The sequence below is a fragment of the Phenylobacterium sp. genome (assembly GCF_965284355.1).
In the GTDB taxonomy this organism is placed as follows: Bacteria; Pseudomonadota; Alphaproteobacteria; order Caulobacterales; family Caulobacteraceae; genus Phenylobacterium.
In genome coordinates this window covers 4,357,776-4,378,614 of sequence record NZ_OZ260078.1, presented here as the reverse complement: position 1 = coordinate 4,378,614, position 20,839 = coordinate 4,357,776, and the positions used below count along the sequence as shown (strand labels likewise).

Annotated in this window: 18 protein-coding genes; 8 read left to right on the top strand and 10 right to left on the bottom strand. The window is 68.7% G+C overall.

The genetic code is table 11. The features are described from left to right. Positions 1–91 precede the first annotated feature (91 nt). From ACQ66R_RS21465 to ACQ66R_RS21445, 5 genes are all read right to left on the bottom strand, one after another. Entirely contained in the window at positions 92–310 is a 219-nt protein-coding gene (locus ACQ66R_RS21465; protein WP_430425381.1) for a hypothetical protein, read from the bottom strand. Between the two features lie 163 nt (positions 311–473). Then, entirely contained in the window at positions 474–2,423 is a 1,950-nt protein-coding gene (locus tag ACQ66R_RS21460; protein WP_430425379.1) for a right-handed parallel beta-helix repeat-containing protein, read from the bottom strand. Positions 2,424–2,948: 525 nt separating this feature from the next. Continuing rightward, positions 2,949–3,476: a methylated-DNA--[protein]-cysteine S-methyltransferase gene (locus ACQ66R_RS21455; RefSeq protein ID WP_430425377.1), complete on the bottom strand. Its 528-nt coding sequence runs from the start codon at positions 3,474–3,476 to the stop codon at positions 2,949–2,951. Next, positions 3,457–4,974 (bottom strand): AlkA N-terminal domain-containing protein, encoded by a 1,518-nt coding sequence (locus tag ACQ66R_RS21450; RefSeq protein ID WP_430425375.1) that lies wholly within the window; start codon positions 4,972–4,974, stop codon positions 3,457–3,459. Before ACQ66R_RS21450 ends, ACQ66R_RS21455 begins: the two co-directional genes overlap by 20 nt. A gap of 90 nt (positions 4,975–5,064) precedes the next feature. Next, positions 5,065–6,369 (bottom strand): spinster family MFS transporter, encoded by a 1,305-nt coding sequence (locus tag ACQ66R_RS21445; RefSeq protein ID WP_430425373.1) that lies wholly within the window; start codon positions 6,367–6,369, stop codon positions 5,065–5,067. A 297-nt stretch (positions 6,370–6,666) separates the two neighbouring features. Between ACQ66R_RS21445 and cysD the strand changes: the two genes are divergently transcribed. Further along, positions 6,667–7,629 (top strand): sulfate adenylyltransferase subunit CysD, encoded by a 963-nt coding sequence (gene cysD, locus ACQ66R_RS21440; RefSeq protein WP_430425371.1) that lies wholly within the window; start codon positions 6,667–6,669, stop codon positions 7,627–7,629. Next, the gene (gene cysN, locus ACQ66R_RS21435) at positions 7,629–9,533 is read left to right on the top strand and encodes a sulfate adenylyltransferase subunit CysN (protein WP_430425369.1); all 1,905 of its coding nucleotides are present in this window, start codon (positions 7,629–7,631) and stop codon (positions 9,531–9,533) included. The genes cysD and cysN overlap by 1 nt, the downstream gene beginning before the upstream one ends. Positions 9,534–9,537: 4 nt before the next feature. Here the strand turns inward: cysN and ACQ66R_RS21430 are convergent, their stop codons facing one another. The 4 genes from ACQ66R_RS21430 to ACQ66R_RS21415 all read right to left on the bottom strand — a co-directional run bounded on the left by ACQ66R_RS21430 (position 9,538) and on the right by ACQ66R_RS21415 (position 13,122). Then, positions 9,538–10,068 carry a VOC family protein gene (locus ACQ66R_RS21430; RefSeq protein WP_430425367.1) on the bottom strand — a complete coding sequence of 177 codons (531 nt, stop codon included), beginning with the start codon at positions 10,066–10,068 and terminating at the stop codon, positions 9,538–9,540. A gap of 23 nt (positions 10,069–10,091) precedes the next feature. Continuing rightward, on the bottom strand, positions 10,092–11,111 hold the full coding sequence (locus tag ACQ66R_RS21425; protein WP_430425365.1) for a zinc-dependent alcohol dehydrogenase family protein: 1,020 nt from the start codon (positions 11,109–11,111) through the stop codon (positions 10,092–10,094). Between the two features lie 75 nt (positions 11,112–11,186). Beyond that, the gene (locus tag ACQ66R_RS21420) at positions 11,187–11,945 is read right to left on the bottom strand and encodes an N-acyl homoserine lactonase family protein (RefSeq protein WP_430425363.1); all 759 of its coding nucleotides are present in this window, start codon (positions 11,943–11,945) and stop codon (positions 11,187–11,189) included. 13 nt (positions 11,946–11,958) lie between these two features. Next, a complete protein-coding gene (locus ACQ66R_RS21415) occupies positions 11,959–13,122 on the bottom strand; it encodes an MFS transporter (RefSeq protein WP_430425361.1) in 1,164 nt (387 codons plus the stop codon). A gap of 171 nt (positions 13,123–13,293) precedes the next feature. Between ACQ66R_RS21415 and ACQ66R_RS21410 the strand changes: the two genes are divergently transcribed. From ACQ66R_RS21410 to ACQ66R_RS21395, 4 genes are all read left to right on the top strand, one after another. Beyond that, on the top strand, positions 13,294–14,151 hold the full coding sequence (locus tag ACQ66R_RS21410) for an MBL fold metallo-hydrolase (RefSeq protein ID WP_430425359.1): 858 nt from the start codon (positions 13,294–13,296) through the stop codon (positions 14,149–14,151). Positions 14,152–14,344: 193 nt separating this feature from the next. Continuing rightward, positions 14,345–15,622, top strand: a complete 1,278-nt coding sequence (locus tag ACQ66R_RS21405; protein ID WP_430425357.1) for an aminotransferase class III-fold pyridoxal phosphate-dependent enzyme — start codon at positions 14,345–14,347, stop codon at positions 15,620–15,622. Next, positions 15,622–17,052, top strand: a complete 1,431-nt coding sequence (locus tag ACQ66R_RS21400; protein ID WP_430425356.1) for an amidase — start codon at positions 15,622–15,624, stop codon at positions 17,050–17,052. The genes ACQ66R_RS21405 and ACQ66R_RS21400 overlap by 1 nt, the downstream gene beginning before the upstream one ends. Next, positions 17,052–17,429: a DUF423 domain-containing protein gene (locus tag ACQ66R_RS21395; RefSeq protein WP_430425354.1), complete on the top strand. Its 378-nt coding sequence runs from the start codon at positions 17,052–17,054 to the stop codon at positions 17,427–17,429. Before ACQ66R_RS21400 ends, ACQ66R_RS21395 begins: the two co-directional genes overlap by 1 nt. 129 nt (positions 17,430–17,558) lie before the next feature. Here the strand turns inward: ACQ66R_RS21395 and ACQ66R_RS21390 are convergent, their stop codons facing one another. Beyond that, positions 17,559–18,797: a multidrug effflux MFS transporter gene (locus ACQ66R_RS21390; protein ID WP_430425352.1), complete on the bottom strand. Its 1,239-nt coding sequence runs from the start codon at positions 18,795–18,797 to the stop codon at positions 17,559–17,561. Between the two features lie 52 nt (positions 18,798–18,849). On the opposite strand from ACQ66R_RS21390, the gene ACQ66R_RS21385 reads away from it, so the two are divergent. Together ACQ66R_RS21385 and pip are read left to right on the top strand one after the other, a co-directional pair. Further along, positions 18,850–19,833: an alpha/beta fold hydrolase gene (locus ACQ66R_RS21385; RefSeq protein ID WP_430425350.1), complete on the top strand. Its 984-nt coding sequence runs from the start codon at positions 18,850–18,852 to the stop codon at positions 19,831–19,833. Positions 19,834–19,842: 9 nt separating this feature from the next. Continuing rightward, positions 19,843–20,835, top strand: coding sequence for a prolyl aminopeptidase (pip, locus tag ACQ66R_RS21380; RefSeq protein ID WP_430425348.1), 993 nt, complete (start codon positions 19,843–19,845; stop codon positions 20,833–20,835). Positions 20,836–20,839 lie beyond the last annotated feature (4 nt).

The following is a 20,839-nucleotide window of genomic DNA, read 5'->3' as shown; positions in this document are numbered from 1 at the left end:
CCTAGCCGGGCGCGAGGCGGACGCAAACAGGCGCGCCGTCGATTCGGGCGTTCTCGGGCGGAATGTCGCGCTAGGCGGTCGGTCGCGCCGATCAGGCGCGGACCACGCGCGCCTTGGCGTCTTCGGGACAGATCGAGGTCTTCTCGACGCGATCGGCGGCCTTGCGGGGCGTGCGGGCCACGATGCGCTGGTCGACCGGAACGGCCGGGCGCTCGACGCGCGGCGGCTCCAGGGTGACGCCGAAGTGCGAGAAGGCGGCGGCCGAGGAATGCACGACCACAGCGGCCACCATTTCCGTCAACGACGCCATGGGCCCTTCCCCGACGATTCCACCTGCGGTCGCTATACGCTCCAGCCTGACGCGAGGCGAGCGGGGCATCGTGAAATCTTCGTCATGTTCGTGAAGCCGCAGAAAACGCAAGACGCGGCGCCCCTGGGGGACGCCGCGCCGCGTTCGATCCGAGAAGGCCAGATCAGAGCATGAAGTCTGTCGCCTGGAAGCTGGTGACGTTCTTCATAAGGACCCGGAAGTCGGCCACGCCGTCGCCGTTCAGGTCGCCCATCACGTAGGAGTCGGCGCCCGAGACCTCGTAGCGCAGCTGACCGGCCACCTTCGAGAAGGCGGCCGTGCCGATGAAGGCGAACGCCTGGTTGCCGTCCGCCACCGTGTTCGCATCCAGCGCCGTCAGGATCACCTTGTCGCCTTCCGCCCGGCTGAAGTCGAAGATGACTTCGCCAGAGCTTTCGATGTTGTTGTAGGTGAACTGGTCGGCGCCCAGGCCGCCAGCCATGACGTCCTGGCCCAGGCTGCCGTCGAGGATGTCGTTGCCCGCCCCGCCCGACAGCGAGTCGTTGCCGCCGTCGCCGCGCAGGCGGTCGGCGCCCGCGTCGCCGGCGATCGTATCGTTACCGTTGCCGCCGTAGACCGAGTCCGCGCCCTCGCCGCCGAAGACCCGGTCGTCGCCGTCGTTGCTCTGGATGTTGTCGTCGCCGCCCATCCCCGAGATGGTGTCGCCGCCCGTCGAACCGCCGATGCTGTTGCCCAGCGCGTTGCCGACGCCGACCCGCGCTTCGCCGGTCAATGTCAGCTTCTCGATGTTGTCCGAGAGGGTCACGTTCACCGACGAGATGACGTGGTCGTTGCCGCCGTTGGCGTTCTCGATGACCACGTCGTTCAACGAGGTCAGGCGATAGGTGTCGTCGCCCGCGCCGCCGACGAGGGTGTTGTGGCCCACGCCCACGCTGTCCAGGAGGTCGTTGCCGTCGCCGCCTTCAACGCGCGTGTTGCGGTCCGCCAGGGTCTTGAGCTGATCATTGCCGGACGTGCCGGTGACGACCGCGGACTGGATGCGGGTCGCCTCGATGGCGCTGAGCGCCTTCGTGACGAGACCCTGCAGTTCGGTGGTGGACGAAATCGCCAGCACGTTCGCGTTCTTCGCGGTGAACGCGGCGACGAGGCTGGCGCCGCCGTCGCTGACGCCCGGGAGCACGACGTTGTTCGTGTTCGCAACATTCGTGGTCGAGGACTGGATCGAATAGATGCTGGCCTGATTGCCGGTCAGCGTGGCGCCGTCCACCTTGGTGAGGCTGACCGTGGCCGTCTGACCCGGCAGCGCGGCCACCACGTTGTTGGTCACCGTGATGCCCTGCCCACCGATCACGGTGATGCCGTTGGCCGTGCTGCCAACCACCAGGTTGTTCGAAATCACCACGTTCTTGAACGGGAGATCGCCAACCTGATCGCGGAAGAACACCCCCTGAGTCGCCTCGCCTTCGCCACGCAGGATGAGGTTGCCGCTGACGGTGATGTCGGTCGCCGACGTCGTGGTGTTGCGCGTCCAGAACTGGATGGCGTCGGGGTGGTCGCCGTCGACGGGATCGAAGTTGGAAAAGACATTGTTCAGGATCTTGATCTGAGACGTGCCGCCGCCGCGGACGGCGTCTTCCTGAATTCCGGTGAACTTGTTGCCGTCGATGGTGATGTTGCGCGAGTCGGCGTGGGTAATGCCGAACTCCAGTTGCTCGAATTGCGACTTCGTCACCGTGACGTTGTTGCTGCCGCGGATCAGGATGCCAGCCGGGTCGTTCTGAGCATCGCCGTCGAGCGAGCCATGCACAAAGAGCTTGTCGAGGTTGATCCGAGCCGAGTCCAGGACCTGATAGGGGTTGGCCTTGGTCGGGTCGGCGGCCAGTTCGAGATCACGGAAGGTGATGCCTTCGCAGCCGCGAAGCTCGAACGCCGTCAAGCGCGCGTCGTTGTTGGTATCCAGCGACGTGATGGTTACGCCGACGCCGCCGAACTTGATGCCGTTGAGCGTGAACGATGAATAGTCGCCGGCCGCCAGCTTGATGGTGTCGCCGGCCTGGGCGCTCTTTAGCGCTGTCGTCAGGCCAATCGTGTCTTTGACGATGATGGTAGCCACCCGGTATCTCCAAATTCTCTCGTCTCGGGTGCGCTCGACGACTTAGGTGCGCCGAATGTCATCACCCCACCAACTGTCGTGAGAATGTGGAATGCCGGTTCCGATCGCATTAAATTGGGTGGTTAACTTAACCTTATTGTATTTCTTCATTAACCACGCCGACTTGCGCCTGGCTTTACTTTGCAGCCCGCGTCCGCCGAGGCGAAGAGCTTGACTCCCCAGGGGCGCGCCCGCATGCACGAGGCATGGAGCAGTACTCCCTCCTCATCCTCTTCGTGGCGATGATCGTCGTCTGGCTGTTCGCTTGGCAGCCATGGAACAAGCGCCCTGACGACCTGTCGCAGGGGGAGCCGGATCACAAAGATGAGGACAGAGGCCGACGGCGCTGACCGCCGACCCTAGAGCCCGTCCCGGTTGGCTTGAATCAAGGCAACCGGGAGAAACGGGCTCGTCATCTTCCTGCTGGAGCGCATCCTTATCGCCTGCGGCGCCTCATCCTCGGCGGGATGCGCTCTAGCGAAACCGTTAAGCTGCGGCGCGGAAGCTCGCGCCCTCGTGCTCCAGCAGCCAGCGCTTGCGGTGCAGGCCCCCGCCGTAACCGGTGAGAGAGCCGTTCGAGCCGATCACCCGGTGGCAGGGCACCACCAGCGCCACGGGGTTCGACCCGTTGGCGAGACCCACGGCGCGCACCGCGGTCGGGCGGCCGATGCGCTCGGCCAACTGAGCGTAGGTCCAGGTCTCACCGGCCGGGATCGAGCACAGGGTCTTCCAGACGGTGCGCTGGAAATCGGTCCCCGCGCCTTCCCAGGCGATGTCGTCGAACGCGTCGGTCTGGCCTGCGAAATAGGCATCGAACACCGCCCGCAGCGGCCCCTGCCCTTCGAGCAGCCTCGCCTTCGGATAGCGGCGGCCGATCCATTTCAGCATCGCGGGCTCATAGTCGGTCCAGTTGAAGGCCCGCAGGACGCCGGCCTCGTCGGTGACCACCAGCGCCGTGCCGATCGGCGTCGGCGTACGGTCCAGAGTTAAGGTCTCAGGCAGCTTGGCGGTCATCGGGCTTGTCCTTCTTGGATGGTGTGCTCTTGGCGCCCGCCGGCGTCAGGCCGGGATCGTGCGCCCAGAGGTGTTGGGCGGCATAGGCGCGCCAGGGCGTCCAGGCGGCGCTGCGGGCGAGCAGCTCATCGGCGGTGGGGCGCACTCCGTTCTCGTCGGCCATCGCCCGCATCAGGCCGATGTCGGCCTGTGGGAAAGCGTCGGGCTCGCGCAGTTCGCGCAGCGCGATGTACTGCGCCGTCCACTCGCCCACGCCCGGCAGGGCCTTCAGAGCATCGATGGCGCTTCGCAGGTCGCCGCGCGGGGTGAAGATGCTGCGGTCGGCGGCGACCGTCCGAGCCAGACCCTCCAACGCCGCGCCACGGGCCCGGGGCATGCCCAGCGCGGCGATGTCTTCGCCCACCAGGCGCTCGGGCGTCGGGAATACGCGGGTCAGCCCGAGGTCGGCCGCGGCGCGGTTCTCGATCGGCTCGCCGTAGCGCTCCACCAGCTTGGCCGCGAGGTTGCGGGCGGCCGTGACGGTGATCTGCTGGCCCAGGATCGCCCGGACCGCCAGCTCGAAGCCGTCCCAGGCGCCAGGCGCCCGGAGACCCGGCCGCGCCGCGATCAGCGGGGCGAGCGCCGGATCCTGCGACAGATGGGCCCCAATCAGCGTCGGATCGGCCGAGAGGTCGAAGACGCGCCGCACGCGCGCGATCACCGCCGGCAGGGCGTTCATCTTCGGAAAGCGGATCTCGGCCGAGAGCGCGCCGTCCTTCCGGGGGGTGACGATCACCACGCCGGTCGCCCCGTCCACCGCGAGCGTGCGGGCGTAGCGCCCCGGCTCCACCCGCTCGACCCCGGGGATCGCCCGATCCGTCAGGAAGCGGATGATCGCCTCCCAATCGTAGGGCGGCTTGTAGGGCAGCCGCACCGTGATCCCGTCGGCGGCCGGGATCTCGGCCTGGCGCGAGCGCCGCAGCTCGCCGGGCGGGCGGCCGAACAGTTGCTGGAAGGTCTCGTTGAAGCGCCGCACGCTGCCGAAGCCCGACGCGAGCGCCACCTCGCTCATCGGCAGGCGGGTTTCCTGGATCAACTGCTTGGCCAGCAGCACCCGACGGGTCTGGGCCACCGACACCGGCGAGGCGCCCAGGTGCTGGCGGAACAGGCGGCGCAGCTGTCGCTCACCGACCCCCAGACGCGAGGCGAGAGCATCCACGTCGCCGCTGTCCATCGCCCCGGCCTCGATCAGAGCCAGCGCCCGCGAGACGGTGTTGGACGTGCCGCGCCACGCGCCCAGGTCGGGCGAGGCCTCGGGCCGGCAGCGCAGGCAGGGACGGTAGCCCGCCTCCTGCGCCGCCGCCGCGGTCGGGTAGAACGTCATGTTCTGCGGCTTGGGCGTGCGCGCGGGGCAGATCGGCCGGCAGTAGATGCCGGTCGTCTTCACGGCGCCGAAGATGCGCCCGTCGAACCGCGCATCGCGGGTCTGAAAAGCGCGCCGGCAAGCTTCGAAATCCATGTCCATGCCCCGAAGGATGAGGCTTCAGCCGCGAATAGTCTCGCGGTTTTCGGACATGGATCGTCCCCGGATCGCGGCTTTCGGACGGTGCTAGAGGGCCGCCGCCAGGCGCTTGTCCCGGGCAATGGAGTATGACGCCGCGAGGTGAGCGACCACCGTCAGCAGCACGAACGGGATCACGCCGGCATAGCCATAGACCAGCGCCTGGTCGCCGTGAGCGGGCTCCATCCGGTCGGCAATCCAGCCCACGTAGACGGGCCCCACCCCCAGGCCCACGAGGTTGAGCACGAACAGCAGGATCGCCCCCGTCATGGTGCGCTGCGCCGGCGGCACCGCGTTCTGGGCCACCGTCAGGGCCGGCGCCAGATAGGCCTGGTTCATCAGCATCGGCCCCAGCAGGAACAGCATCGCGATCTGCCAGGTCGGCGCCCAGAGGATGCCGAACCAGAACGGGATGGAGAGCGTGAACGCGATGGCCGGAACCCAGGCGAACCAGCGACGGTCCTTGTGGCCCAGTCGGTCCACCAGCCAGCCCGACACGACCGTGCCGACGATGCCGGTCACACCGAGGGCCAGCGCGTAGTAGGTGGCGACGTCCGCTGCAGCCATGCCCTTGGTCGTTTCGAGGAACTGCGGGTTCCAGACCAGGCCGGCATAGCCCACGAAGGCGGACATGGCGCTGGACACCGCGGTGAGCACCAGGGTCCGGTTGGCGAAGAAGGCGCCGATGGCCTTGAGAAGCGGCGGCGCCGGCGGATGCTCGGTGGCCCCGTCAACGAAGGCGTCCAGACCGCCCCGCTTGGGTTCGCGCACCAGGATCAGCGTCAGGATGCCCAGGAAGATCCCCGGCAGGCCGATGATCACGAAGGCCATCCGCCATCCGTACTCCAGGGCAAGCTTGCCGCCGAAGAACGCCCCCAGCATCGAGCCCACCGGCACGCCCAGCGAATAGATCGCCAGCGCCGTGCCGCGTTTCGCCGCCGGGAAATAGTCCGAGATCAGCGAGTACGAGGGCGGCGAACCGCCCGCCTCGCCGAAGCCGACGCCCATCCGGTAGAGCAGGATCTGCGTGAAGTTCTGGGCCGTGCCGCAGAGCGCGGTGAACACGCTCCAGATCGCGCAGGCCACGCCGATGATCCATTTGCGGCTGACCCGGTCGGCCAGGTACGCCACGCCGATCCCACACGTCGTGTACAGCAGCGCGAACGACGTGCCGCCCAGCAGGCCGAACTCGGTTTTCGACAGGTTGAGATCCGCTGATATCTGCTTGCCCAGGATCGAGACGATCTGCCGGTCCAGGAAGTTCAGCGTGTAGATGAGCGCCAGGAACCAGACGACGAACCAGCTGTAGCCCGCGGACGCCTGCTTCGGCGCCGTCGCTGCCTGCTCACTCATACCGATAGCCCCCGACCTGATCCGCCTCCGGCCGGTGTTCCGGCTCGAAAGACGGGTATGCGCTTCCGTCGATCGCTTGTGCCACGCCGTGGCAGGCGACTCCAAGCGGCATTGCATTGCAGGCCTGACGCCTTGTTGCGGGGAGGCGCGGCGGACCAGAGGCGCTGGACGCCCGTCGAGAAATCCTGGGGTCCGGTCGCCTTGCGCGCCCCAGAGCCGACAGCTAACTCATCGCCCGGGCCGACCCCGCACGCATCCGCGAGCGGGTTTCATCAGCTTTGTGTAGGGGCCCGCCCCATGGACGTCAGCGTCCTTCCCCATGCAGCCGCCAAAGGCGTTCAAGAGCCGGCCGTGTTGTCACCCAAGACCCTGACCCACCTGCAGCGGCTCGAGGCCGAGAGCATCCAGATCTTCCGCGAGGTCGTGGCCGAGTGCGAGCGCCCGGTGATGCTCTACTCCATCGGCAAGGACTCGGCGGTGATGCTGCGCTTGGCGCAGAAGGCGTTCTACCCGTCCAAGCCGCCCTTCCCGCTGCTGCACGTCGATACGACGTGGAAGTTCCGGGCCATGTACGAGCTTCGCGAGCGCATGGCCCGCGAAAGCGGCATGGAGCTGCTGGTCCACCAGAACCCGGAAGCCCGCGAGCGTGGCATCAATCCGTTTGACCACGGCAGCCTACACACCGACATGTGGAAGACCGAGGGCCTGAAGCAGGCGCTGGACAAGTACGGCTTCGACGCGGCCTTCGGCGGCGGCCGCCGCGACGAGGAAAAGTCGCGCGCCAAGGAGCGCATCCTCAGCTTCCGCACCGCCGAGCATCGCTGGGACCCGAAGAACCAGCGGCCCGAGCTCTGGCGCCTCTACAACACCCGCAAGAGCCAGGGTGAGAACTTCCGCGCCTTCCCGATCTCGAATTGGACCGAGCTCGACATCTGGCAATACATCTACCTGGAAGATATCCCGATCGTGCCCCTCTACTTCGCCGCCGAGCGGCCGGTGGTGGAGCGCGACGGCAACCTGATCATGGTGGACGACGACCGCTTCCGGCTGCGGCCGGGCGAAGTGCCGCAAATGCGCTCGATCCGCTTCCGCACCCAGGGCTGCTATCCCCTGACCGGCGCCATCGAGAGCACCGCCGCCACCCTGCCCGAGATTATCCAGGAGATGCTCCTGGCGACGACGTCCGAGCGCCAGGGCCGGGTGATCGACCACGACCAGTCGGCGTCGATGGAGAAGAAGAAGCAGGAGGGCTACTTCTGATGTCGCACCAGTCCGCCCTCATCGCCGAAGACATCGAGGCCTATCTCAAGGCCCACGAGCACAAGAGCCTGCTGCGCTTCCTGACCTGCGGGTCGGTGGACGACGGCAAGTCGACCCTGATCGGCCGCCTGCTCTACGATTCCAAAATGATCTTCGAGGATCAGCTGGCCGCTCTCGAAGCCGACTCCAAGAAGGTAGGGACCCAGGGCGGCGACATCGACTTCGCCCTGCTGGTGGACGGCCTGGCCGCCGAGCGCGAGCAGGGCATCACCATCGACGTCGCCTACCGGTTCTTCTCGACCGACAGGCGCAAGTTCATCGTCGCCGACACGCCCGGCCACGAGCAGTACACGCGCAACATGGTCACCGGCGCCTCCACGGCAGACGCGGCCATCATCCTGATCGATGCGCGCAAGGGCGTGCTGACCCAGACGCGCCGCCACAGCTATCTGGTCAGCCTGCTGGGCATCCGCCACGTGGTCGTCGCCATCAACAAGATGGACCTGGTGGGCTGGAGCCAGGAGCCCTTCGACACGATCGTGGCCGAGTACCACGACTTCGCCGCCCAGATCGGGATCAAGGACTTCACCGCCATCCCCATGTCGGCGCTGAAGGGCGACAACATCACCGAGCCGTCCGACAAAGCGCCCTGGTACACCGGCCCCGCGCTGATGCGCTGGCTGGAGAACGCGCCGGTCGAGGACGATCTGCAGGGCAAGCCGTTCCGGATGCCTGTCCAGTGGGTGAACCGGCCGAACCTCGACTTCCGCGGCTTCTCGGGCCTGATCGCCTCGGGCGTCATCCGCCCCGGCGACAAGGTGAAGGCCCTGCCCTCGGGCCGCGAGAGCACCGTCGACCGCATCGTCACCTTCAACCGCGACCTCGACGAGGCCGTCGCGGGCCAGTCGGTGACCCTGACGCTGAAGGACGAGATCGACATCAGCCGGGGCGACGTCCTGGCCATCGCCGGCCAGCCGCCCGAGGTGGCCGACCAGTTCGAAGCCACGATCGTCTGGTTCGACGACGAAGCCCTGCTGCCTGGCCGCCCCTACCTGCTCAAGGTGGGCGCGCGCACCGTCCAGGCCCAGGTCCACGAGCCCAAGTACAAGGTCAACGTCAACACGCTGGAGAAGCTCGCGGCCAAGAAGCTCGAGCTGAACGAGATCGGGGTCTGCAACCTCTCGCTCGCCGCCCCCATCGCCTTCGACGCCTACGCCGACAACAAGGACCTGGGCGGCTTCATCCTGATCGACCGGATCACCAACCGCACGGTCGGCGCCGGGATGCTGCACTTCGCGCTACGCCGCAGCCAGAACATCCACTGGCAGGCGATGGACGTGGACAAGCAGACCCGCTCGTTCGCCAAGGGCCAGGTGGCCCGCGTGGTCTGGTTCACCGGCCTCTCGGGCTCGGGCAAGTCGACGATCTCCAACCTCCTGGAAAAGCGGCTGCACGCCGAGGGCCGCCACACCTATGCGCTGGACGGCGACAACGTCCGCCACGGCCTCAACAAGGACCTGGGATTCACCGACGCCGACCGGGTGGAGAACATCCGCCGGGTCGCCGAGGTGTCCAAGCTGATGGTCGACGCCGGCCTGATCGTGCTGGTCAGCTTCATCAGCCCGTTCCGGGCCGAGCGGCAGATGGCGCGCGAGCTGCTGGGCGAAGGCGAGTTCGTGGAGGTGTTCGTCGACACGCCCCTGGCCGAAGCCGAGGCGCGCGACGTGAAGGGCCTCTACAAGAAGGCCCGCGCCGGCGATCTCAAGAACTTCACCGGGATCGACAGCCCCTACGAGGCGCCCGAGACCCCCGAGATCCGCATCGACACCACCGCGCTCACCGCGGAACAGGCGGCCGAGCAGATCTTCGAGTGGCTGGAACGCGGCTTCGACCCGGGAATCTGACGCGCTACTCCGCCGGCTCCAGGGCCCGCGCGGGCTCGTGCGCCACGTCCTCAGGACGGAAGTCCCGGAGCGTGGCGGCGAACTCCAGCATCACGCCGTTGGGGTCGCGGAAATAGACCGAGCGCACCCAGACGCCCTCGTGCATGTCGCGCGCGACGCCCATCGGGCTGTCGTCGTGGTTCACGACGATCGGGACCGACACGTGCACGCCATTGGCCTGCAGCCGCGCGATCGAGGCGTCCAGCTGGTCCTCGTCCAGGTGGAAGGCCACGTGGTTCATCGAGCCCACCGCCGTCTTCGGCTGGGAGGGGAAGTCGGCGACCGAGGCGATCCCGGGCGCCGCCGGCGGCGCATCGCCCCACCAGAAGAACGCCAGCAGCGAGCCGCCGCCGCAGTCGAAGAAGAAGTGCTGCCCGCCGTCGGGCAGGACCACCGTCTTCACCAACGGCATGCCCAAGGCCTCGGTGTAGAACTTCACCGTCTCGGCCATGTCGCGGCACACGAGCGCCAGGTGGTTGATCCCCTTGGTCTGCATCGCGTTCCCCCTCCCTGGGGTCTCTAGAATTCCAGAACGATCTTCCCGAAGTGCTCGCCGCCCGCCATGGCCGCGAACGCCGCCTTGGCCTCGGTGAACGGGAAGACCTTGTCGACGACCGGGGAAATCTTCCTCAGGTCGATCATCCGCCCCATGGCCTCGAACATGTCGCGCGAGCCCACCGACAGGCCCTGCAGCTTGGCCGAGTTGCCGATCAGGGCGGCCGGATTGAACGGCTCGCCCGCGCCGGCCACCACGCCGATGATGGCGATGTGGCCGCCGATCTTGATGGCCTTCATGCTCTCCTGGATCGTGCCGCCGCCGCCCACTTCCATGATGAAGTCGGCGCCGCGGCCGTTCGTGGCGGCGCGCACCGGTCCCGACCAGCCGGGGGTGGTCTTGTAGTTGACGACGTGGTCGGCCCCCAGCGCCTTGGCCCGCTCCAGCTTCTCGTCGGACGACGACGTGATCACGGTCCGCAGGCCCGCCGCATGGGCGAACTGCAGCCCGAAGATCGAGACGCCGCCCGTGCCCTGCAGCACCACGGTGTCGCCGGGCTCCAGCCGGGCGTCGACGAACAGCCCGCGCCAGGCGGTCAGCGCCGCGCACGGCAGCGTCGCCACCTGATGGTCGGTCAGGAAGTCCGGGACCTTCGACAGGCCCTCCTCGGTGAAGGTCTGCAGCTCCGAGCCGGCGCCGGGAATCGGGAAGCCCAGGGCGGTGACCAGCTTCTCCAGGGTCGGCGGGCCCGAGACCCAGCCCTGGAAGAACAGCGTGGCGACGCGATCGCCGGTCTTGAAGCGGGTGACGCCCTCGCCCACCGCCTCGACCACGCCGCAGCCGTCCGAGAAGGGCGTGATCACGTCGGTCGTGGACGCGGGCCCGCGGCCGTACATCCCGTTGACCATCAAGAGGTCGCGGTAGTTCAGCGACACCGCCTTCATGCGCACCAGCACCTGCCCCGGCCCGGGCTTCGGGTCCGGCAGGTCCACCACCTTGATGGCATCCAGGCCCCACGGGGCCGCGACGTTCAGAGCACGCATGACTTTCCTCCTGCGCTCATCTGGCTCGGCTGCCCGGTCGGCCGCAAGCGTGTCGCCACGTCAGCCGCCCCGAGGTCAGGCCCTCGCGAGAGGCAGCACCCGCTGCGCGCCCCACTGATCCGGGTCATGGCCCCAGACCATCACGGTCTCCGGCCCGCGCAGGGCCAGCAGCGCGTCCAGCGCGCGGTTCATGGCCGCGTGGTCCGCGTGCTCGGGGAACCGCCGGGTCTCGACCACGCCGCAGTGATAGCAGGCGTCGCCCACCAGCAGATGGTCGCCCTGCTCGCTCCTCACCCGCAGCGACTGGTGGCCCGGCGTGTGGCCATAGCTGGGGATCAACACCGCCGAACCGTCGCCGAACAGGTCGTGCTCGCCGTCGACCAGGGTCACGGGGTGTCCATGATCGAAGTAGCGCTTCCGCAGGCCATACCGGTTGGCGACCTCTTTCTCGAAGCCGGCCTCCCACTCGCGCCGCTGGACCACGATGGTGGCGTTGGGCAGCTCGCTGAGCCCGCCCACATGATCGAAATGCAGGTGCGAAAGGGCGGCGAACCGCACGCGGCCGGGATCGATGTCCAGCCGCTCGAGGTTGGCCGTCAACGTCTCCTCGGCGGAAAGCGTCGCGTCCAGGTCCTGGGTCCGCAGCGCCGCGCGATAGGTGTCGTCTTCGTCGATCATCGCTGCCGGCAGGCCGCAGTCGAACAGCGCCACGCCATCCGGATGCTCCAGCACATAGAACGGCACCGGCACGCTCACCCGGTCGCCGTCCATGCCCATGCCCGCGCCGGGACTGCGGAACTGGCCGCAGAGGCAGCCGAACAGACGCAGGCTCATGGTCGCCCCCTCCTCATGCCGGATCCAGCCGACGCACGCCATATAGCCGCAGCGCGAAGATCACGCCTGCCACGCTCATGGCCGACATCAACAGATAGCCCTGGGCGCCGAAGCGGTCGAACAGCGGGCCTGAGGCCATGGTCGCCACGCCCATCAGCACGCCGGCCGACAGCGCCGAGTTGATCGTCTGGGCCGCAGACGCGTTGCGCGGCGTCGACAGCCGTTCGATCAGCTGCAGCGAGGCCAGGAACGTCGCCGCATAGCTCAGCACGTGCAGCGGCTGCAGCAGGAACAGCGCCCAGAGCGGCGGCGAGAACGCCATCACCGTCCAGCGCAGCACCGCCGCCACGCCACCCAGCACCAGCAGGTTCCGCGGGCCCACCCTCCGCCGCCAAGGCTCCATGAACCACATGAACGCCACCTCCACGGCCACGCCCACGCCCCACAGGACGCCGGTCAGGCTCTCGGGGATGCCCTGCTGCTTCCAGGCCAGGGTCGAGAACCCGTAGTAGAAGGCGTGCGCCGACTGGATCAGGCCGGCCGCCGCCGCCGCGGTCATGAACGCCGGATCGCGCAACAGCTCTCCGATGCCCGCGAACCGGTCCGAGACCTTGGCCGTGTGACCTTCCTCATGAACCGGATCGGGCGGCAGCAGCAGCCGCGCCCCCAGCGCCGTCAGCGCCACCGCCGCGGTGATCCAGACCAGCACCAGGTCGGGTGAGCCCCAGGTCAGCACCGCGCCCATGCCGATATTGGCGACGATGAAGGCCGCCGAGCCGATGCCCCGCGGCCAGCCGTAGTTGAATCCGTCGCGCCGCGCCCGGTTGAGCACGATCACGTCGGTCAGCGGCGAGACGGTGGAAAACGCCGACGAGGCCGCGAACCAGACCACCGTCCAGCCCCCGAACCCCAGCGGCAGGGCCATCAGGATGTAGGCCGCCATCACCGCCAGGCTCAGGAACGCCAGGGCCGTGCGGCGAAGCTTGAAGCTGTCGGCCCAGACCGCGATCAGCGGCGCGGTGAACACCCGCGCCAGCATGGGCAGCGACAGGATCAGCCCGATCTGCGCCCCGGACAGACCGCGGTCGGCGAACCACACCGGCATATAGGGCGAGCTGGCGCCGGTCCCGACAAAGATCGCCGAGTAGAACAGCCCGAGCCGGACGGGGAGCGACATCGGTCCGCCTTACAGGAGTCGCCGTGACAGGCGCCAGCCCAGCGCCCCGAGCATTCGCCTGCGAATGCTCAGGACTTGGCTTAGGAATGCCCATTCGTCGTGCTGAACCTGTATCGACCCGAGCGACGAATGGGCTAGCGTCGCCTCAAACAACACACGGGGGAAACGACGATGCTCAGCTGGCGGATCGGCGACGTGAAGATCACGCGGGTGGTGGAGATGGAGATGCCCATCCCCTACAGCCCTGACACGGTCTTCCTGAAAGAGGCGACGCCGGCCGAGCTGCGCAAGCTGCCGTGGCTCTACCCCAACTTCGTCAACGCCGACGACCACCTGCTGCTGTCGATCCACGCCCTGCTGGTCGAGGGGCCGGGCCTGCGCCTGGTGGTCGACACCTGCATCGGCAACGACAAGCCCCGCGGCATGACCGGCCCCGGCGGCCTGCAGACCAGATTCCTGGAGGCCTTCGAGGCGGCCGGGTGGACGCGCGAGAGCGTGAACGCGGTGGTCTGCACCCACCTCCACGTGGATCACGTCGGTTGGAACACCATGCTGGTCGAAGGCAAGTGGGTCCCCACCTTCCCGAACGCCCGCTACCTGATCGGCCGCACCGAGTTCGAGCACTGGACGGCCGAGGGCGACGACGAGCAGCAGGCGATCCTGTCCGACTCGGTCCAGCCGATCCTGGACGCGGGCCTGGCCGAGTTCGTGGGCCTGGACCACGTGATCTCGCCCAACGTGCGGCTGACGCCCACCACCGGGCACACGCCCGGCCACGTCAGCGTCGCCATCGAGTCCCGCGGCGAGCGGGCGGTGATCACCGGCGACATGACCCACCATCCCTGCCAGCTGGCCCATCCCCACTGGTCGCCGTCGTTCGACAGCGATCCCAAGGCGGCGGCGGCGACCCGGGCCCGGATGTTCGGCGAATGGGCCGACCAGCCGATCCTGGTCATCGGCACCCACTACGCCGCGCCCACCGCCGGCCACGTCAAGCGCGACGGCGACGCCTTCCGGTTCGTCGCTTGAAACTTCACTTGATGCTCCCCTCCCCCTTGCGGGGAGGGGTCGGGGGTGGGGGTGCGAACCTTGAGGCTCGGAGCTGACACCCCCACTCCCAACCCTCTCCCCGCAAGGGGGAGAGGGCTTCGCCAGGGCGAGGAGGTAGACGGATCGACGGCTGCGACTACACTCACGTGAACAACGATAAGGGAGAGGCGCGATGGACCGGACGAACAGCCGCGACCGGGAGCTGCGCGACCGCGCCGCCGCGGTGATCCCGGGCGGCATGTACGGCCACCAGTCGGTGGGCCTGCTGCCCGACGACTATCCGCAGTTCTTCGAACGCGGCGAAGGCGCCCACCTGTGGGACGCCGACGGCAACCGCTACCTCGACTTCATGTGCGCCTACGGGCCGAACCTCTTCGGCTACGCCCACCCCGAGATCGACGCGGCCTTCGTACGCCAGCTCGAGAGGGGCGACACGCTGACCGGCCCCACGGCCCTGATGGTGGAGCTCGCCGAGGCGCTGACCGGCATGGTCACCCACGCCGACTGGGCGATCTTCTGCAAGAACGGCTCGGACGCCACGACCATGGCGCTGACCACGGCGAGGGCGCATACGAAGCGCCGCATCGTGGTGCGGGCCAAGGGCGCCTACCACGGCGCCCTGCCCTGGTGCACGCCCCGGCCGGCGGGCGTGATCGACACCGACCGCAGCCACCAGATCTTCTACGACTACAACGACGTGGCCAGCCTGGAGGCCGCGGTGGCCGAGGCCGGCGACGACCTCGCTGCCGTCTTCGCCGCCCCCTTCAAGCACGACGCCTTCATCGACCAGTCGGATCCGACGCCGGAATACGCCCGGAAGGCCCGCGAGCTCTGCGACCGCACCGGCGCCCTGCTGGTCGTCGACGAGGTGCGCGCCGGCTTCCGTCTGGATCGCGACTGCTCCTGGAGCCGCCTCGGCGTGCAGCCCGACCTGTCCTCCTGGGGCAAGTGCGTCGCCAACGGCCACCCGCTGTCGATCCTCCTGGGCAACGACAAGGCCCGCGCGGCGGCGGCTTCGATCTATGTCACCGGCTCCTTCTGGTATCAGGCCGCCACCATGGCCGCGGCGCTGGAGACGCTCCGGCTCATCCGCGAGACCGACTATCTCGAGCGCATCACCGCCCTGGGCCAGCGCCTGCGGACCGGCCTGGCCGAGCGGGCCTCCGCCGCCGGCTTCGGCCTGCGCCAGACCGGCCCCGGCGTCATGCCGCTGTTCCTGTTCGACGACGACCCCGACCTGCGGAAGGGCTTCTGCTGGTCGTCCGAGATGCTCAGCCGCGGCGTCTACGTGCACCCCTGGCACAACATGTTCCTCTGCGCGGCCATGACCGAGGCCGACATCGACGGCGCGCTCGACGCCGCCGAGGCCTCGTTCGGCGCCCTCAAGCGCCAGGTCCGCGACCTGACCCCCGTCGAGAAGCTCGCCTTCCTATCCGCCGGAGCCCGCTGATGCCCAAGATGACCACCTTCTCCGAGTACGACGGCCTGGGCCTGGCTGAACTGGTGAAGACCAGAGCGGTGACGCCCGGCGAGCTGGTCGAAGCCGCCATCGACCGGATCGAGGACCACAACCCCACCCTGAACGCCGTGGTCTACAAGGGCTTCGACGACGCGCTGCGCCAGGCCACCGAGCCGCTGCCGGACGGGCCGTTCAAGGGCGTGCCCTTCCTGATCAAGGACCTCGGCATCTCGGTCGCCGGCTGGCCCCGCACTCACGGCAGCCGGTTCGGCAACCTGATCGACGCCGCCGACAGCGGCCTGATGGCCCGCTATCGCAGCTCGGGCGTCATCGCGTTGGGCAAGACCAACACCCCCGAATACGGCATCACCGGCACGACCGAAGGCGCGCGCCTCGGGCCCTGCCGCAATCCGTGGAACCCCAACCACATCGCCGGCGGCTCGTCGGGCGGTTCGGCCTCGGCCGTGGCGGCGGGCATGGTCCCGCTGGCGCACGCCTCGGACGGCCTGGGCTCGATCCGCATCCCGGCCGCCTGCTGCGGGCTGGTCGGCCTGAAGGTCACCCGCGACCGCAACCCCAACCTGCCCGACGGCTACGACTACGCCATGGGCAATGTGGTCGATCACGTCGTCAGCCGGACGGTTCGGGACTCCGCCGCCATGCTGGACGTGACCGGCGTGCCTGAGCCGGGGGCGCCCTACCCCGCACCGCCCAAGGACCGTCCCTATCTGGAAGAAGTGAGCCGCAGTCCGGGCAAGCTGCGCATCGCGTGGTCCAGCGAGACCCCGTCGGGCCGGCCCATCGACGATGAGATCCAGGCGGCGCTGGAGCGCACGGTCGCGCTGCTGACGGGCCTGGGCCACGAGGTGTTCGAGCGCGGCCTGGGCGTCGACTACCGGGCCCTCTACGCGTCGCGCGGCGCCGCGGCGGCCGCCAACTTCGCCGCGGGCATGGCGCGGCTGATCGAGGAAGTCGGCCGCGAGCCCGAGCCCGACGAGCTGGAGCCGCTCACCTGGGCCTCGCTGAAGGCCGGCCGCCGCCAGACCGGCGCCGACGTCATGCGCTCGCTGCAGGAAACGCGGATGCTCAACTACAAGACGCTCGCCGCCTTCGAGGACATCGACGTCTACCTGTCGCCGGTCATGGGCACGACCGTCCCCGAGATCGGCCACATCGATCCGGTGAACCTGGAGCCCAAGGAAGTGAACCGCCGCCAGGGCCGCGTCTTCCCCTTCACCCCGCCGTTCAACTTCTCGGGCCAGCCCTCGATGAGCCTGCCGCTGGAGATGTCCGCGAACGGCCTGCCCATCGGCATGATGTTCACCGCCAAGTTCGCCGACGAAGCCACGCTGTTCCGCCTGGCCGGCCAGCTGGAGAAGGAAGCCCCCTGGGCGGGCCGCCGTCCGCAGGTCTGGGGCTGATGGGGTTCTGGACGCGGCGCAACTGGATGACGCTGGCCGCCATCGGCGGTTTCGTGGCCGTGGCGGTGGGCGCGTTCGCAGCCCATGGCGTGAAGGATCCCAAGGCGGCGGAATGGCTGCGGACCGGGTCCACCTACGGCTTCATGCACACCATGGCGACGTTCGCCTGCGCCACCTTCATGAACATCGGCGCGCGGCGCGCCCGGCTGGCTCCGGCGTTCTTCCTGTCGGGCGTGGTGCTGTTCTCGGGCTCGCTCTATGCCATGGCGGCTGGCGCGCCGCGCTGGCTGGGCATGGTGACGCCGCTGGGCGGCCTGCTGTTCCTGACCGGCTGGGCCATCCTGGCCTGGGCTGCCCGCGGGGTCGATCCAAAATAGGATGTCATCCCGGTTTCGCGGCACGCGAAGACCGGGACCCACGACCGGGCGCGGTGCTCACGCCATCCGCTCCGCTGTGCAACGGGTGGATCCCGGTCTTGGGCTGCGCCCAAACCGGGATGACAGTGGTTAGGTGGAGGTCCGCAGCGCCAGCGCCCGCAGGCTGATCGCCGAGCCCACCAGCGATATCAGCATCACCACCGCCATGGTTCGCGGCGTGCCGTCATGGAACAGCGCCGCCAGGCTGGCCGCGCCCGCGCCGACGCCGAACGACAGCGTCCCCATCAGCGCCGAGATCGCGCCCGCCCGCGTCGGGTCGACGTTGAGCGCGCCGGCCATGGTGTTGCCCTGCATGAAGCCGTAGCTGGACAGCAGCAGGAACAGCAGCGGCAGCACGGTCCACTGCCCGCCGACCCCGGTCACCGCCGCGAGCGTCAGGGCCAGACCGAAGACCGAGGCGACGAGGCTGGCGCGCAACAGCACCTGGTCGGGCGTCGCATAGCGCAGGACCATCCGGTTCACCTGCCCCGCCCCGATCACGCCCAGGGCGTTCAGGCCGAAGATCCACGGATAGACCGCCGACGAGTAGCCATATGTCCCCATGATCAGCCCCGGGGACGACGAGATGTAGGTGAACAGCGTCGCGCCGTTCAGCGCGCCGCACAGCGCATAGCCGATCAGCCGCGGGCTCTTGAGCACCGCCGCATAGGACTGGAAGGGGTTCTCCTTGGAGGCCTGCAGGGCCGTGGCCTCGGACCGCGACTCCTTGAGCCGGACCAGTGCGGTGATGCAGATCGCCACCCCGAAGGCGGTCATGAACCAGAAGTTCCACTGCCAGCCGCCCAGCGCCAGCAGCGCGCTGCCCAGGATCGGCGCCAGGATGGGGGCCAGGCCCATGATCAGCATCATCAGGCTGAGCATCCGGGCCGTCTCGGTGTGGTCGAACCGGTCGCGGATCACCGCGCGCGACACCACCCCGCCCGCACAGGCGCCCAGCGCCTGCAGGAAACGCGCGGCCAGCATCAGCTCGATCGAGGTCGCCGTCGCGCACGCGATCGACCCGGCAATGAAGATCACAGCGCCCAGGATCAGCGGGATCCGCCGCCCGATCCGGTCTGACCAGGGGCCGTAGAACGGCTGGCCCACCGCCATCCCGGCCAGGAACGCGGCCACCGTGGTCTGCGCCTGGGCCGGGTCGGCCTTCAGCCCGGCGGCGATGGCCGGCAGACTGGGCAGGTACATGTCGATCGCCAGCGGCCCCATGGCCGTCAGCGCGCCCAGCAGGATCACCAGGCCCCAAGGGGTCGCGACCGGCGCGGGGACGGGCGTTCCCGGGTCGGGCGCCGAAGACGGATTGGCGGACGTCACGGCGCCTGCCCTACTGGTTCGCGAGCCAAGCAACAACCCAAGGGAGTCGGAAATGTCGGCGCTGGAGACCATGATGCCGCCGGTGCAGCGCGCCGCGGTGAACGGCGTCGAGATCGCCTGGTACGAGGCCGGCCCCCGCACGGGCTTGCCCATCGTGCTTTGCCACGGCTTCCCCGAGCTGGCGTTCTCGTGGCGACACCAGATCAAGGCCCTGGCCGACGCGGGCCGTTGGGTGATCGCCCCCGACCAGCGCGGCTATGGCGCATCGTCCAAGCCCGCCAACGTCACCGACTACGACATCGACCATCTGACCGGCGACATGGCCGCCCTGCTCGACCACCTGGGCGTCGAGAAGGCGATCTTCTGCGGCCACGACTGGGGCGGCCTGGTCGTGTGGCAGATGCCGCTGATCCATCCCAGCCGCGTCGCCGGCGTGATCGGCCTGAATACCCCTTTCATGCCCCGCGCGCCGACGGACCCGATCGCGGCCATGCGCGAGCGCTTCGGCCCCGACATGTACATCGTCTGGTTCCAGAACCCGGACGAGCCCGAGGCCGTGCTGGGCGCCGACACCCACAAGACCATGGATTTCTTCATGCGCCGGCCCGCGGCGACGCCGGTGGAGCCGCCGCCCTCCAGCTCGGGCTCGACCTTCGCGTTCCGCGACCTGCTGAAGATGTGGAGCCCGGGGGTCGATCCGCGCGAGCCGCTGCTCACCGCCGAAGAACTGGCCGTCTTCGCCGACGCCTTCCGTGACGGCGGGTTCTTCGGGCCGGTCAGCTGGTATCGCAACTTCACCCGCAACTGGGAGCGAGCCGAAAGCCTGCCCACGCGGATCGACGGCCTGCCCTGCCTGATGATCACCGCCGAACTCGACGCTGTACTGCCGCCGTCGGCCGCCGAGCACATGCCGGCGTTCATCGGCGATCTCGAGACCAAGCTGGTGCGCGGTTCCGGCCACTGGACACAGCAGGAGAAACCGGACGAAGTGAACCGACTGATCTTGGACTGGTTGGACAGGCGGTTCCCGAAGTAGAAGGCCCGTATGGATCGAACCCTCGCCGCGCCTTCCGTCTCCTCTTCGCAGCACCGTCGCGGCCTGTTCCCCGACAACGAGCCGTTCGCGAGCGGCTGGCTGTCCACCGGCGGTCCCCACGAGATCTTCTACGAGGAATGCGGCAATCCGAACGGCAAGCCGTGCGTCATCCTGCACGGCGGTCCGGGGGGCGCGATCAACCCCACCATGCGGCGGTTCTACGACCCGTCGAAGTGGCGCATGGCCCTGTTCGATCAGCGCGGCTGCGGGCGCTCGCGCCCCAACGCCAGCCTGGACGACAACACCACCTGGTCGCTGATCGACGACATCGAGCGGCTGCGCGTCCACCTGGGCGTCGAGAAGTGGAGCGTGTTCGGCGGCTCGTGGGGCTCGACGCTGGCCCTGGCCTACGCGATCAAGCATCCCGAGCGGGTCGAGAGCCTGGTGCTGCGCGGCATCTTCCTGCTGACCCCGCGCGAGCTGCGCTGGTTCTACCAGGACGGGGCCTCGATGCTGTTCCCCGACGCCTGGGCCCGCTTCGTGGCGCCGATCCCCGAGGCCGAGCGCGGCGACATGATCAGCGCCTACCACAAGCGGCTCACCCACCCCGACCGTCAGGTGCAGGCCGAGGCCGCCGCCGCCTGGAGCCAGTGGGAAGGCGACACCATCTCGATCCGCGGCCCCGAGGCCCGGCCGTCGAAGTTCAACGAGATCGACTTCGCCATCGCCTTCGCCCGGATCGAGTGCCACTTCTTCGCCAACGGCGGCTTCTTCGAGAGCGAGAACTGGCTGCTCGAGAACGCCCATGTGCTGAAGGACATCCCGGGCTGGATCGTCCAGGGCCGGTTCGACGTGGTCACGCCTATGGAAAGCGCCTGGAAGCTCAAGACCGCCTGGCCCGGCGCCCGGTTCGAGGTGGTCTGGGACGCCGGCCACGCCTCGACCGAGCCCGGCATCGTCGACGGCCTGGTCCGGGCCACCGACCAGGCGCTGAAGCTGTAGGCCA